Origin of the sequence: Mesorhizobium sp. LHD-90 (assembly GCF_030929505.1) — a bacterium.
Lineage (GTDB): Bacteria > Pseudomonadota > Alphaproteobacteria > Rhizobiales > Rhizobiaceae > Kumtagia.
This window is the reverse complement of the sequence record NZ_JAVFVV010000024.1, coordinates 51,396-65,870: the sequence shown is the minus strand read 5'-3', so window position 1 is coordinate 65,870 and position 14,475 is coordinate 51,396. Positions and strand designations below refer to the sequence as shown.

General features: G+C 63.6%; 11 protein-coding genes. All 11 read right to left on the bottom strand.

Going from position 1 to position 14,475, the window contains the following annotated elements; genetic code table 11:
- Positions 1-33: 33 nt before the first annotated feature.
- The 11 genes from RB623_RS26070 to RB623_RS26020 all read right to left on the bottom strand — a co-directional run bounded on the left by RB623_RS26070 (position 34) and on the right by RB623_RS26020 (position 14,358).
- The gene (locus tag RB623_RS26070; RefSeq protein WP_308060039.1) at positions 34-1,926 is read right to left on the bottom strand and encodes a hydantoinase B/oxoprolinase family protein; all 1,893 of its coding nucleotides are present in this window, start codon (positions 1,924-1,926) and stop codon (positions 34-36) included.
- 10 nt (positions 1,927-1,936) lie between these two features.
- The gene (locus tag RB623_RS26065) at positions 1,937-4,066 is read right to left on the bottom strand and encodes a hydantoinase/oxoprolinase family protein (protein ID WP_308060038.1); all 2,130 of its coding nucleotides are present in this window, start codon (positions 4,064-4,066) and stop codon (positions 1,937-1,939) included.
- A 421-nt stretch (positions 4,067-4,487) separates the two neighbouring features.
- Positions 4,488-6,758, bottom strand: coding sequence for a nitric oxide reductase activation protein NorD (locus RB623_RS26060; RefSeq protein ID WP_308060037.1), 2,271 nt, complete (start codon positions 6,756-6,758; stop codon positions 4,488-4,490).
- An 11-nt stretch (positions 6,759-6,769) separates the two neighbouring features.
- Entirely contained in the window at positions 6,770-7,612 is an 843-nt protein-coding gene (locus RB623_RS26055) for a CbbQ/NirQ/NorQ/GpvN family protein (protein WP_308060036.1), read from the bottom strand.
- Positions 7,613-7,694: 82 nt separating this feature from the next.
- The gene (locus RB623_RS26050) at positions 7,695-8,732 is read right to left on the bottom strand and encodes an aliphatic amidase (RefSeq protein WP_308060035.1); all 1,038 of its coding nucleotides are present in this window, start codon (positions 8,730-8,732) and stop codon (positions 7,695-7,697) included.
- A gap of 34 nt (positions 8,733-8,766) precedes the next feature.
- Positions 8,767-9,462 carry an urea ABC transporter ATP-binding subunit UrtE gene (urtE, locus tag RB623_RS26045; protein ID WP_308060034.1) on the bottom strand — a complete coding sequence of 232 codons (696 nt, stop codon included), beginning with the start codon at positions 9,460-9,462 and terminating at the stop codon, positions 8,767-8,769.
- The gene (gene urtD, locus RB623_RS26040) at positions 9,455-10,219 is read right to left on the bottom strand and encodes an urea ABC transporter ATP-binding protein UrtD (protein ID WP_308060033.1); all 765 of its coding nucleotides are present in this window, start codon (positions 10,217-10,219) and stop codon (positions 9,455-9,457) included. Before urtD ends, urtE begins: the two co-directional genes overlap by 8 nt.
- A complete protein-coding gene (gene urtC / locus RB623_RS26035; RefSeq protein WP_308060032.1) occupies positions 10,216-11,355 on the bottom strand; it encodes an urea ABC transporter permease subunit UrtC in 1,140 nt (379 codons plus the stop codon). The genes urtD and urtC overlap by 4 nt, the downstream gene beginning before the upstream one ends.
- Positions 11,356-11,383: 28 nt before the next feature.
- Entirely contained in the window at positions 11,384-12,253 is an 870-nt protein-coding gene (urtB, locus tag RB623_RS26030; protein WP_308060031.1) for an urea ABC transporter permease subunit UrtB, read from the bottom strand.
- Positions 12,254-12,328: 75 nt separating this feature from the next.
- Positions 12,329-13,576: a transporter substrate-binding domain-containing protein gene (locus RB623_RS26025; protein ID WP_308060030.1), complete on the bottom strand. Its 1,248-nt coding sequence runs from the start codon at positions 13,574-13,576 to the stop codon at positions 12,329-12,331.
- A gap of 233 nt (positions 13,577-13,809) precedes the next feature.
- Positions 13,810-14,358 carry an ANTAR domain-containing protein gene (locus RB623_RS26020; protein ID WP_308060029.1) on the bottom strand — a complete coding sequence of 183 codons (549 nt, stop codon included), beginning with the start codon at positions 14,356-14,358 and terminating at the stop codon, positions 13,810-13,812.
- Between the last annotated feature and the right edge of the window lie 117 nt (positions 14,359-14,475).

Sequence of the window (14,475 nt, the reverse complement as noted above, 5' to 3'; positions counted from 1 at the left end):
CAGCGCCCGCAAAGGATCTCAGCTCGGCGGCCGTTACTCGGCCGCCATCCGGAACTGCTTGCGGAAGACCGGCGCGCGAGGCGCATCGAAGCCGGTTTCCTCCTTGCACCGGTCCTTGAGCTCCTCGATCGACGTGAACCCGCGATCGAACAGTCCCTCCCGCTTCGGTTTCGCGCTCATCTCCTGGCGAAGCGTCCTGGTCGCAGCCTGATCGACCTCACCGTTGGAGATGACCACGCCGTAGCGTTTCGCGCCGGCTTCGGTGACAAGACCGCGCTTGACGTCGGCGAGGACGGTTTCGGCCGGGCGCGCAGCCGGATCGCCCCAACCGCCGCCGCCCCAGGTGTTGAAGTACAGGATGTCCCCGGGGTTGACCTCGATGCGGTCGCACTTCGACGGGATGTTGACCTCGGTTCCATCCGTCCGGACGAGGCACTTGGTCGAGCGCAAGCCTGGCTGGCCGCCATTGACGCCCCACGGATAAGTGAGCCAGCGGTCGTCGTGGATCGAGACCTCGCCCTTCTCCATCATCTCGTAGGCGATGACGATGCCGTTACCGCCGCGATGAAGGCCCGCGCCGCCGCTGTCGGGGATCGTGGAGTATTCGCGGATCCGGAGCGGGAAGTATGCTTCCAGGAACTCGTTCGGCACGTTGGTGAAGGCCGGCCACATCGAGTGACCGTCAGGCCCGTCGCCGGCCGGGCGTCCCGGCACCCCGCCGAAGCCGATCTGGAAGAGCTGATACCATTCTCCGTCCTTGTCGAACCCCGAATACATGAAGTGCGGGCTGTCGGAGAAGCCGGCTGCGTTGAGCGCATCCGGCGCCCCCTGCCCCAGCAAGCCTCCCATCAGGTCGAAGATGCGGCCCAGCATGTGCGTCCGGCACGACAGCGCGGCGGGCTTCTTCGGTTTGAGGATGCAGCCTTCGGGAATGTGGACGTTGACGAGGTCGTAGAAACCGTCGTTGAACAGGATCTGCGGGTCGAACAAATTGATCGTGAACGCTCCGAAGAACATTTTGAACATTTCTTCGTTGAGCAGGAAGTTGATCGACGAGAAGCTCTGCGGATCGCTTGCGGAAAAGTCGAAATACGCGATCTCGCCTTCGCGATGGAGCGAGCAGGCGATCTTGTAGGGACCGTTGCCCATGCCGTCGTCGTCGATCCAGTCCTCGAAATAGGCCTTCTTGCCGTCCTTCGCTTCGGGAATGATCATCTGGATGATCGCGCTCATCGCCGCCCGGTTGCGGTCGAGCATGTCCCACATGGCCGAGATGTACTCGTCGGCTCCGAAGCGCTCGATGTTCTCGCGCACGCGTCGCTCGGCCAGCCGGAGCGCGGCGATGATCGCGAAGAAGTCGGACTTGTTCCACTCCGGCATGCGGGTGTTGTGCAGCATGATGTTCAGGATCTCGTCCTGAAGCTGCGCCTTGCGATAAATCTTCGTCGGAGGGATGATGATCCCTTCCTCGTAGATCATCTTGGCGTCGGTCGGCAGCGATCCCGGCACCTTGCCGCCCACGTCGGTCATGTGGCCGAACATCGCCGCCCAACTCACCAGCTTGCCGTTGTGGAAGATGGGCATCATCAGCAGCCAGTCGTTGAGGTGGCTGACCGCGCCGCCGCAACTGTACGGGTCGTTGGTGATGAAGATGTCGCCGTCCTCGATCGTGCCGCCATAGCCGGCGATGAAGCCGTAGAGGAAGCTGCCGAACTGGCCGACAACCATCTTGCCTTCATGGTTGGCAATCATCGGAAAGGCATCGTGCTGCTCGCGGATGCCTGGCGACATGGCGGTGCGGAACAGCACCGCGTCCATCTCGTTGCGGGCATTGCGCAGCGCGTTCTCGACGATGTCGAGCGAGATCGGATCGACCGCGACGCGGCTGAACGGGGTGGTGTTCGTCTCGATGATACGGGCGGGCATGTCGGTCCCCTCAGCGTGCGTTCTTGTGGTCGGCGGGCCAGATCAGGATGTTGCCGACGTCGTCGATGACGCCGACATGGTCGGGCAGGATCACCGTGGTTGAATCCATCTCCGTCACGACGGCCGGTCCCGGGACCTTGTTGCCCGGCTTCAGCTTGCCGCGGTCGTAGATGTGGCCGTCCCGCCAGGCCCCGTCCGCGTAGATGCGGGTCGGATGTGTGCGAGCCGCCGAGGCATCGGTCCCGTCCCGGGCAGCCTCCGGGTTGACGAAGCTCTTTTCCGCGCCCTGGACGACCGCGCGCAGGCCGACAAGTTCATGCTCCGCGTCGAGGGCGAAGGTGAACAGTTGCTCGTGCTCCGCATCGAAGCGGCGGGTGACGCCCGCAAGCCCCTCGGCGGCGAAGTCGGCCGGCGTGATGTCGACCGTCAGCTTCATGCCTTGGCCCTTGTAGCGGATGTCAACCTGGTAGAGCACCGTCTGCTCCTTGGTGGACACGCCTTCGTCGGTGAGTTCCTTGGCCGCCGAGGCCGCGAGTTCCTTGAGCTTCGCGCCGATCTCGGCGTCCGACGTGGCACGGACTAGCGTCACATATGTCTGGCTAGCTTCGTTGCGCAGCCGCGTCGTCGCGTCGCCATAGGCGCACAGCACGCCTGGCCCGGGAGGGATGACGGCCGGCCACGACTTGACGATACGCGCCAACGCATTGGCGTGCAGCGGCCCCGCGCCTCCAAAGCCTATCAGCGCGAAGTCACGCGGATCGTAGCCCTGTTCGACGGAGACCAGACGCAGGGCGCCGACCATGTTCTCGTTGACGATGCGGACGATGCCTTCGGCCGCGTCCTCGACCGAGATCGACAGCGTTTCTGCGATCTTGCCGACCGCCTGGGTGGCAAGTTCGCGGCTGATCTCCATGTCGCCGCCGAGCTTGGCATCGGACGGAAGATAGCCGAGAACGACATTGGCGTCCGTCACTGTCGGCTGCTCGCCGCCCTTCTTGTAGGCTGCCGGACCGGGCACGGCCCCTGCGGATTGAGGGCCGACGCGGAGCGCCTTGGTGAGTTCCGGGATATAGGCGATCGACCCGCCGCCCGCCCCCACGGTACGAACGTCGATCGAAGGCGCCCGAACGGTTACGTCGCCCACCCTGGTCTCGCGGCGCGTGCGCGCCACCGAATTCTGGATCAGCGCGACGTCGGTCGAGGTGCCGCCCATGTCGAAGGTCAGCAGGTTCTTGATCTTCGCCTGCTTGGCGATCCACAGCGCGCCGGCGACGCCGCCAGCCGGCCCCGACATCAGCAGGTTGACTGGCTGGTCCATCGCGCCCTGAGCCGACGAAAGACCGCCATCCGACCGCAGTATGCGCAGGTTGACGTCGCCGCCCATGCGGCGCTGGATCTCGCCCTGCAGGTTGGCGACATATTTTGAGACGACCGGGCGGACGTAGGAGTTCACGACCGTCGTTTCGGTGCGCTCGTATTCGTACATCTCCGGCATGACCGCCGCGGAAGTCGAGACCGGAATGTTCGGAGCGATCTCGCGGGCGATCTCGGCGATGCGCCTTTCGTGGGCGTCGTTGGTATAGCTGTTGAACAGCGCGATGGTCAGCGCCTCGATGCCGGATGCGAGCAACTTCTCGAGGTCGCGCCGGATCGCCTGCTCGTCGAGCCGCACGATGACGTTGCCGCGCGCATCCATGCGTTCGTCGGCTTCGATCGTGAACTCGAGAGGCGCAAGCGGCGGGCGCTTGTTCCAGATGACCCAGCCGCCGAGGCCTCCCGGAACGTAGGAACGCGCGATCTGGAGCGTGTCGCGATAACCCTTCGTCGTCACCAGGCCGACGAGGGCGCCGGACGACGTCAAGACGGTGTTCGTGGCAACCGTGGTGCCGTGCATCACTTCGGTGATGTTTTGCGGATCGACGCCGGCCGTGCGGCAGATCTTCTCGATCCCGTTGAGGACGCCGACGGAACTGTCCTGCGGCGTCGAAGGAACCTTGGCCATGTAGGTCCGGCCGTTCTTCTCATCGAGGAGAAGGAGATCGGTGAATGTGCCGCCGACATCGACTCCAAGCCGCAGGCCGCTTGCGCGGCGCCCTCCGGGTGAACTCTTATCGGCTGCCAAATCTGCTGTGTCGGGCACTTGGTCCTCCTCCCCGCGATCCGGGGCAATGGCTTGAAATCAAAATCGATGGAACCGTACGTGAACCGGGGACCATGGCCCCTTCTCAGCGCTCAGTTTCCGCAAACCGGCAGCGTGGGCCGAAAAGTCCAGAACTTTCGAGAATCGATGCCGGTCGGCCGAGCGATCTTCGGCCTGTCATCCAGCCCCAAACACAGATGCATCTATTGATCCTTACAAATCGATGTCGCCGAACGTAAATGATATGGACAATCGCCCGCAAGCACCTTTTTGACTTTGACCGATGTCCCCTACCGGCTTTTCCTCCCGCTTCGAGGCGGTTGGCGACGTCCGCAAGCGTAGCTGCGCGTCGCCCCGAAAGGACATCTCGTCAAACGGATTTCAGAAATGGAGGCGCTACCTGCCTGCGCACGAGCGCGGCCTATTTCCTGAGCGACAGGTACAGAGTAGGGAGAAGCTCGGGAAGGCTCTCCAGCCTGGAGATCGTGATGGCGTTGCGCGAGCCGAAGATGCGATCGAGCGGCGGCCTCGCTTCGGTGTCGAGACCGACGCAATAGACGTCGATCCCCAATCGCCGCAGATGGAAGACGGCCTTGCGGGCGTCCTCGACGAGATAGCGGTCATCGTCCACATCGACGTCCGAAGGCTCCCCGTCGGTGACCACCAGAAGCAGCCGCCTGTAGCTGCGCTGCCGCGACAGATCGGTTCCCGCATGGCGAATGGCGGCGCCAAGCCGTGTCGAAAGGCCACTGCCGAGGCCCGCCAGCCTTGCATCGGCTGTCCGGTCGTATTCCTCGCCGAAGTCCTTGATGCGCAGGTAACGCACATCTTCCCGTTGATCGGAAGCGAAGGCGGCGACGGCGAACGGATCGCCAAGTTCGGACATGGCGTACGCGAGCAAGGCGGCTGCCTGCCGCTCGATGTCGAGAACCGTTCGCGCCGAGCCACGCACGAATTCGGCCGTCGATTTCGAGGTGTCGAGCAGGAGCAGCGTCGACAGATCCCGGCTGCGCCGCTCGTAGCGGCCGTACACGCGGTCTCGCGGCACTTCCCCGACCCGACGCGCTATGGTTGCGTCAATGCAGGCGTCCATGTCGAGAAACTCGCCTTCCGGCTGCCGCCGCAGGCGCTCGGCGCGGCTGACGCGCGCGGCGCGAATAAGTGTCGTAAGCCTGTTGACGATGTCGGACCGTTCTTCCCGCAAATGCGCGATGTCTTGCACGCGGCCGATGGCAACGGGGTATTCCTTGACGGTCGTCCATTCAGGCCTGTCGCGGCCCGTCACATAGTCGAACTCCGGATAGCGCGCGACCGGCACCCCACCCGCCGCGGATTCGACCGCGGTCAGGCGACCGGCGGTTTCGTCGGGCCGCTGCTCGGTCTCTTCTCGATCGGGCGGCCGGCTGTCATCCTCCTCCTGGCGCAGCCGAGCGGATTCGAACACCTGCTCTGCATTAAGCGTCTGCTGTTCGTCTTCGCCAAAATCCCAGAGTCCGAGATTGTCGTCGCGATAGGCCGGTTGAACAATGTAGCTTCTCTGGTCGAACTGGATGCGCATCTGGCCGAGATCGTTGCCCAGCAGGTCGCCGATGCGCCGGCTTAGCCTCTGGTCCTGCCATTCGGCTTCGGCCGCGAAGAACGCATCACGTCCCTTGCGCACCCATCCGTCGGGATCGTCATGCGCGCGGTCGAGCAGCGCCCGTGACAGCCGCGCAAAGAGATTTGGCGCGGTGGAGGGACCGGACGGCTGGGCGACGTGGAACGGCACGAAGAGGTTGCGCAGTCCGGGAAGCGCGCGCATCGCCAAGTGCTCCACGCGCGCGTCCTCGATCAGGGACACCAAAGCGATCTGGGCCGGCTTCAGACCGCCGACTGGAAATTTCGCGCGCGTGAAGGTGCAATGCGCGCCGATATGGGCAACTGCTGCGCGGTAGAGGCTTTCCGAATCGCTAGCCGAGAATCCTGGGAATGAAGCCGGCAGGCGCATCACCGCGCCGTCGAAGCCGGGCCGCCGCTTCACCTGCTCGGGAGCGTCCGGCGGCACTTCGCGCAGCGGCACACTCAACCCCCACAGTGCCGTGAGGTATGGCTTCAGCCTCGTCTCGAAGTCCAGGAAGCCGACGACCCCGGATTCGCGCTGCAACCAGTGCTGGGCCTCCGGATCCTCCAGCGTGAAAAAGCGGCGGCGGCGCTGCGGATCGCCATTCGCGGCACGGATGCCGATGCGCAGCCAGGATTCCAGGCCGTTGAGGTCAAGATGCGAGAGGAGAAGGTCGGTGCGCTCAAGGATCGCACTCATCGATTCCGGAGCATGAATGGCGGTTCTATCAACCAGGGCAAGCCATTCCGAAAAATTGTCCCGGAGGCGTTTCGCTGCCGAGGACGACGCGCGAATGAGCAGCGCCGCAGGTCCACGCCCGGCGCGGATCGCAAGTCCCGAGGCTGCGGATGCGAGTTCCAGCGCCTGCTGGGGACCTGCAACCTGCGCCACCTGCGGGGAGAGCCGCTGATAGTCGTCGGCCACCGTTCCGCCGTAGCCTGCACCGGCAAGCCGACGACAGGCCTTCACCCAGGCTGGATAGAACTCCGCTGGAAAAGCCGCGAGCGCCGCCTCGTGCTCCGCGCTGTCGTGAAAGGCGCTCGGATAGCGTCGCAACGGAACGGGCGCATGGCTGTCGTCCCCGGATGGCATGCCGATCCGCCTCAGATCGAAGCGGCGATCGCCGCCTGCATCGCGTCGCGCATGTCGGGGTCGTCGGTGATCGGCAGCACCAGCGCGACGGCGCAGGCCTCGGCGATGGGGATGCCCTTGTCGACGAGCAGGCCGGCATTAATGAGCATGCGCGTCGAGGCGCCTTCCTCGAGTCCATGGCCCTTTAGGTTGCGCGAGCGCTGGGCGATGCGCACCAACGTGTCGGCCGTCTTCTGGTCGACGCCCGCCTCGGCGGCGACGATCTCGGCCTCGACGGCGGACTCCGGATAGGAGAAGCCTATCGCGGCGAAGCGCTGCTTGGTCGATTCCTTCAGATCCTTGAGCACACTTTGGTAGCCCGGATTGTAGGAGATGACGAGTTGGAAGTCGGGATGCGCCTTCAGCACCTCGTTCTTCTTCTCAAGCGGCAGGATACGGCGGTCATCCGTCAGCGAATGGATGACCACGGTCGTGTCCTGACGCGCTTCGACAATCTCGTCGAGGTAGCAGATCGCGCCGGAGCGTACGGCGAGCGTCAGCGGCCCGTCATGCCAGACCGTGCCGTCGGCGTCGAGCAGGTAGCGGCCGACCAGATCGGATGCGGTCATGTCCTCATGACAGGAGACGGTGATCAGCGGCCGGCCGAGCTTCCACGCCATATGCTCGACGAAACGCGTTTTGCCGCAGCCGGTCGGGCCCTTGAGCATGACCGGCATGCGCGAGGCATAGACGGCCTCGAACAGCGCCACCTCATTCGCTACGGGACGGTAGTACGGCTCGTCGAGAATGCGGAAATCGTCGAGCGCGTGATCCTGCGCCGCCAGCCTCTGGGCGGCGCTCGTGGTTGCCTGCATGTTCTCCAGTCTCCGAGCCGGGCATCAGCGGATGCGCACCCCGGCCTGATGTCCGTCGGGGCGCGCCAGGTGCGGAAATCGCTCAGCGATGCGCCGCAACCTTGTTGGGGATGCCCTCGATCGGCGCCTCTGGCGTGCCGACGGTCTGGCGGGTCATCGCCTCGATCTTTTCGCGGGTGCCCTCGGGATCGGTGATCCACTGCCGATAGAAGTTGTACGGGCAGGCGGCGTGGCCACGCGTATCGTCGCCGGAGTTGATCAGGCCGGTATAGCCGCGGTGCAGCAGCTTGAAGAGGTGGTTCTGCGACTGCATGTTGCGGCGGGCGTCCCGGATCAGCGATAGCGAGAGCTGGGCATACTGGATGCCGTTCTCCTCGGTCCCGCATTCGCCGAGCGTGCGGCCGTCGAAGCCGATGATCGAGGAATGGCCGAAATAGGAGTAGACGCCGTCGAAGCCGGCGGCGTTGGCGACCGCGACATAGACGTTATTCGCCCAGGCCATCGATTTCGAGATAAGGATCTGCTGCTCCTTGGCCGGATACATGTAGCCCTGGCAACGGATAATCAGCTCGGCGCCGCGCATGGCGCAGTCGCGCCATATCTCCGGGTAGTTGCCGTCGTCGCAGATGATCAGGCTGATCTTCAGCCCCTTCGGCCCTTCCGAAACATAGGTACAGTCGCCGGGATACCAGCCCTCGATCGGCACCCACGGCATGATCTTGCGGTATTTCTGCACGATCTCGCCTTGGTCGTTCATCAGGATCAGGGTGTTGTAAGGCGCCTTGTTCGGGTGTTCCTCGTGGCGTTCGCCAGTGAGCGAGAAGACACCCCACACCCGCGCCTTCTTGCAGGCGTCGGCGAAGATCTTGGTCTCCTCGCCGGGGATGGCTGAGGCTGTCTCATACATCTCCTTCTGGTCATACATGATCCCGTGCGTGGAATATTCCGGGAAGATCACAAGGTCCATGCCCGGCAGGCCGCGCTTCATGCCCATCAGCATGTCGGCGATGTTGCGGGCATTGGCCAGCACCTCGTCACGCGTGTGCAGCCGCGGCATCTTGTAGTTGACGACGGCAACGCCGACCGTGTCGTTGCTGCTCGAAATGTCGCCATGATACATTTTCGCTACTCCTCTGTGGTTGCCGAACGCCCGCCTAGACGACGAGGTGCTGGTGGATGAGGCCGTCGCTCAGCTGGTCGATCGACCCGCCGACGGCGACGCTGCCCCGGTTGAAAATCGCGAAGTGTTTCGAGGCGCGGCGCGCGAATGCAATGTTTTGCTCGACCAGGACGATGGTGAGGCCCTGCTTGCGGTTGAGGTCGATCAGAACCTGTTCGATCTGTTCGACGATGTTGGGCTGGATGCCCTCGGTTGGTTCGTCGAGCAGCATCACCTTCGGCTCCGAAAGCAATGCGCGGGCGATCGCAAGCTGCTGCTGCTGGCCGCCCGAAAGGTTGCCGCCACGGCGGTTGAGAAACTCCTTGAGGATCGGGAATAGATCGAGCACCCATTCGGCGATGCGGCCGCCGCCGCCTCTGGTCGCGAATGTGCCGACCATCAGGTTCTCGCGCACCGTGAAGGCCGGCAGAATGCCTCTGCCCTGGGGCACGTAGCCGATGCCGGCCAGCGCGCGCTCGTGCGTCGGCTTGTCGACCAGTTCCTCGCCGTCGAGCCGTATCGACCCTGTGGTGCGGCTCATCAGGCCGAGGATGGTGCGCAGAAGTGTCGTCTTGCCGACGCCGTTGCGGCCGAGCACGCTGAAGAAATCGCCTCTATCGACCTTCATCGAAACCGACTGCAGCGCCCTGCTGCGGCCGTAAAAGCCGTCTACGCCCGCCAACTCAAGCATGGCCGATCCCTCCCGAGCCCAGATAGGCGTCGCGCACCTGTTGATTGGTCTCGATCTGAGCGATCGTGCCTTCGGCGAGCAGCTTGCCCTGGTGCATCACCGTGATCGTCTCGGCGATGTCGCGCACGAAGCCCATGTCGTGCTCGACCACCACCAGCGTGTGGCGGCCACGCAACCGGTCGAACAACTGCGCGGTCTTCTTGGTCTCCTGCGCGGTCATGCCGGCGGTCGGCTCGTCCATCAGGATAAGCGCCGGGTCTTGAGCCAGGATCAGCGCGATCTCAAGCCATTGCGTCTGGCCGTGCGAGAGGTGCGCTGCCTGTGTCTTGAGATCTGCCTGCAGGCCGACAAGTTCAGCCAGCCGCGAGATGTCCTCTGCGTCGATGTTGCGGCGGAATCTTATCAGGTTGGCCAACACGCCGGGCTGCTGCGAGTGACCGATATGCAGATTGTCCCACACGGAAAGCTCGCGGAACACGCTGGGCACCTGGAACTTGCGGCCGATGCCGGCGCGCGCGATGCGGTGCTCGGAAAGGTGATGGATCGGCCGTCCCTCGAAGCGGATCTCTCCGGCAGTGAGGCGCGTCTTGCCGCAGACGAGGTCAAGCGCGGTGGTCTTGCCGGCGCCGTTGGGGCCGATGAGGCAGCGCAGCTCGCCCTTCCTGACGCGCAGCGTCAACTCCGAGACGGCGAGGAAGCCGCTGAAGGAGACGCTTGCACGATCCATGATGAGCTGGTCTTCGGTAACCGGACTCATGACACGCCCTCGATCTCGCGGCCGCTCTTGATCGGTTCGGACCGCGGGGCTGTACTCTCGGCCACCGCACCAGGCGGCGTCCTTTCGAAGCGCGCGGCGATCTTCTCGAACGCGCCGGCAAGGCCCTTCGGCAGGAACAGCACGACCAGAACGAACAGCAGGCCCATGACGAGGGTCCACGTCTCCAGGAAGGTCTCGGATTCGGAGAGCGCACCCTGCACGCCGGTCACGACCAATGCGCCGAGCATAGCGCCGAGCAAGCTCTGGCGACCGCCGACTGCAACCCAGATGACTACGGAAAGGCTGAGCGGCACGCCGAGGAAGGTCGGCGAGGCGAACTCCATGACGATCGTGTAGAGCATGCCGGCCAGGCCGGCGATGCCGGCCGACACCGAGAAGACGAAGATCTTGTAGAGTGCCACGTCATAGCCGAAGAAGCGGACGCGGTCCTCCTGGTCGCGGATCGCCTGCAGGATCAGCCCGGTCTTGCTCTTGGTGATAAACAGCGCCAGGAACAGGGTGACGGCAAGGCAGCCGGCGACGAGATAGTAGCTCGACGAGCCGTAGGCATCGAAGGCGAAGCCGGCGACCTCGAATTGCGCAAGGTCGGTGATGCCGTTGAAGCCGCCGGTGAAGCGCTGCTGGTCGATGATGAGGAGTTGCACCACGACCATCGCGGCGAGGGTGATGATCGCGGCATAGACGCCGGTGACACGTCCCTTGAATACAAACCAGCCGAGCAGCGCGGCGAGCGCCACCGGAACGAGGATGCCGGCGGCGACGCCGAACGCGAGCGAGTGGAATGGTATCCAGAACCACGGCAGCTCGGTGACGTTGTTCCACACCATGAAGTCCGGCAGGCCGTCGGAGCCGGTATGCACGGGAATGGTCTTCAGCTTCAGCGCCATCGCCATGCAATAGGAGCCCAGCCCAAAGGTCATCGCCTGCCCGAGATTCAGGATGCCGGCGTAGCCCCACGACAGGCTGAGCGATACCGCGAGCATGCCGAACACGAGGTAGCGCGCGTATTTGTTGAGCAGGAACGCGTCGTCCAGAACCAGAGGAACCAAAAGGATCGCGATGCAGACCGCCGCGTAGATCGCGATCTGGGAGGTTGTCTTGCCGGGCACTTTCATTTCCCTTGGCTGTGCATTTGCGGCCGGCTCACGTCCTGACGCGGCCAGCGAACAGGCCCTGCGGCCGGAAGCGGATCAGAACGACGATGGCGAGCAGCACCAGCGCTTTTGCGATGGTATCGTTCGAGTAGAAGGCGATGTAGCCGGTGAGTTCACCGAGGATGCCGGAACTCGCCAGCGTGCCCATCAGGCTCTGCACACCGCCCAGCACCACCACCATGAACGCGTCGACCACGTAGGTCGTGCCCATCTCGGGCGAGACGCTCTTCAGCGGCGAGACAAGCGCGCCCGCAAGCCCGGCAATGCCCGCTCCATAGGCGAAGGTGAAGCGATAGATGCGGCCCGAATTGATGCCGAAACTTGAGGCGATGCTTCTGTTCTGCGCGATGGCGCGCAGCTTCAGCCCAAAATGCGTGTAGCGGTAGATGCACCAGGTGAGCGCGAACAGCGCGAGTGCCAGGAACAGAATGAAGAGGCGGTAGGCGGATTCGCTGGCCCCGAAGATCGTCACGCTGGTCGCCAGCGCGGGCGGCATCTCGACATAGCGCAGCTCGCCGCCGGCGATCAGCCGCACCGCCTGTTGCGCCATCACGCCGATTCCCCAGGTGGCAAGGATGGTGTCGAGCGGCCGTTCATATAGATGGCGGATGACGAGCGCCTCGATCAGCCAGCCGAACAGCGCGACAAGGATGAAGATCGGAACGAGACTGACAAGCAAAGATAGCCCAAACTGGGTCTGCAGGAACCAGGCAGCATAGGCGCCGAGCATCACGAACTCGCCATGGGCGAGGTTGATGACGCCGGTTACGCCGTAGATGATGGCCAGACCGAGAGCCACCAGCATCAGGATCGATGCGATGCTCAAGCCAGTCATGATCTGGGAAACGAAGATTTCCATTCCGGCAAGCTTCCAGTTCGAAGAGGGTGGTGGTGGCTGCAAGACGCCACCACCGTAGTCCGAAGGCGGACTTGGTCAGCTTTCCTGCAGGCCTGTGGCCGTGCAGAGCTGGTTCGGATAGGCCTTGTAGGGCGACGGCTCGAGCCAGTCGGCCGACTGCTTGAGGATCTCGAATTGTCCGTCGGCCTTGCATTGGCCGATCTTCGGCCACAGCCAGGTATGCAGGTTTTCCGGTTCGACCTTGATCTTGCCTTGCGGCGCGACCAGGCCTTCGCCCTTCACCGCCTCGCGGATGGTGTTCGGGTCGATGTCGCTCTCGGCGAGCTTCGCCACCGCCTGCTTGAACAGATAGACCTGGAAGTAGGACGGCTCGGACACGAAGTGGGTGACCTTGTCGGCTCCCCAGCGCTTCTTGTAGGCATCGACGAACTTGTGGTTCTCGGGCGAGTCCCAGACCATGAAGTAGGGCGCCGAGGTGAAATGACCGGCAGCCGCCGCGCCGCCCATGGCCGCGACTTCGTTCTCCGAGGTGGTGAGGCTCGCCATCGGCATGGTTTGCGGATCGAGGCCCGCGGCGTGATACTGCCGATGCAGCGCCACCACGGAATCGCCGACGACCGTCGAGAAGATGACGTTCGGCTTTTCCGACTTCAGCTTGTTGATGACGGAAGAGAATTCCGAATGGCCGAGCGGCACGTATTCTTCGGCCACCACCTCCGCGCCGAGTTCGGCCAGCAGCTTCTTGCAATAGTTGTTCTCTTCCTTCGGATAGATGTAGTTCGAGCCGATCAGGTACCAGCGCTTGCCGAACTTCTCGACCAGCCACGGCACGAAGTCGTCCTGCTGCTGGTTGGGCACCGCACCTGTGTAGATGACGTTTTTCGAACACTCGCGGCCCTCGTAGAGGGTCGGGTACCAGTAGAGGTTGTTCTGCTTCTCGAATACAGGCAGCACCGCCTTGCGGCTGGCCGAGGTGTATGAACCGAATACCGACACGCATTTGTCGGAAAGCACCAGCTTGCGCGCCTTCTCGGCGAAGGTCGCGGGGTCGGAGGCCGGGTCCTCGATCACCGGCACGATCTGCATGCCGTTGATGCCACCGGCTGCGTTGATCTCCTCGATCGCCAGGATTGTTGCCTTGTTGAGCGACTCTTCGATGATCGCGGTGGTGCCTGTCAGAGAGAACAGCACGCCGACCTTGATCTCGCCGTCGGCGGCGCGCGCCAGAGAATAGTTCTTGCTCCATATGTGTGGAAATCCGACCAGGGACATCGTGCCTAGCGCGGCCGTGCCCTTCAGGAAACTGCGACGGTGGTTCTTCATTTTTCTCCCCTGTTCCAAACAAAAAAGGCCTCGAAGCGCGCTGCCGGAAGGCAGTCGTTTCGAGGCCCTGATGCCGTTGTTTTACGCGGCTGCGGCGCCGCGTTGACGTTTCGGACGAAGACGTCCGACCGTTCGAGAAACAAAAAACCCCACGCTTCGCTTCCGCGAAAATCGTGAGGTCCCGTTACCCGTATGTTCGAGGCGGCTTCGTTGCCGCCAATACCCTTCGAGGCTTAGCCGAGAAGATCATATGAGTCAATTATCGCATTCGCCACCGCGCCGATCGTGACGCGCCGCTCCATCGCCTGCCGTCGCAGATAGTTGTACGCTTCTTCCTCGCTGACCTTCTTGACGCGGATCAGCAGCGACTTGGCGCGCTCCACGCTGCGCGTGGTGCGCAGGCTGTCGTCAAGCTTGTCGATGCGACTGCGCAGGCGCCGCTCGTAGAGGAAATGGCTGCGCGCGACCGCCAGGCTCGCCTGCGCGGCGCGGCCCGTCGAAGGATACGTCAGAACAGCGTGCGGCGCGCAATTGTGCAGCAGTGTCAGGTCCAACGCTCCCTTGCCATGATCGACCACGATCAGCGCCGCGGCCGGCTCGCCGGGAAGCCACGGCAGTCGCTGCGGCAGGTCGTCGGTCAATGCACAGAAGATCGCGTCGAACTGAGCCGGCACCTGCTGCGGCATCGGCCATTCGTGATGGACGCCGCAGCGCATCCTCTGCAGCTCGCGGATTAGTCGCTCGCCGTCGTCGTCGCGCTCCACGATGACCGCCACCTTCATGTCCCAGAACGTCCTCGCCGAGGTCTGGGACGATGACGGGGGCGACTTTTCCTGCCGTTCGCCGCGCTGTCCCTTTTCACGGACTCTCGTCATGGTGGTCGTCTCGAACGTCGGGTT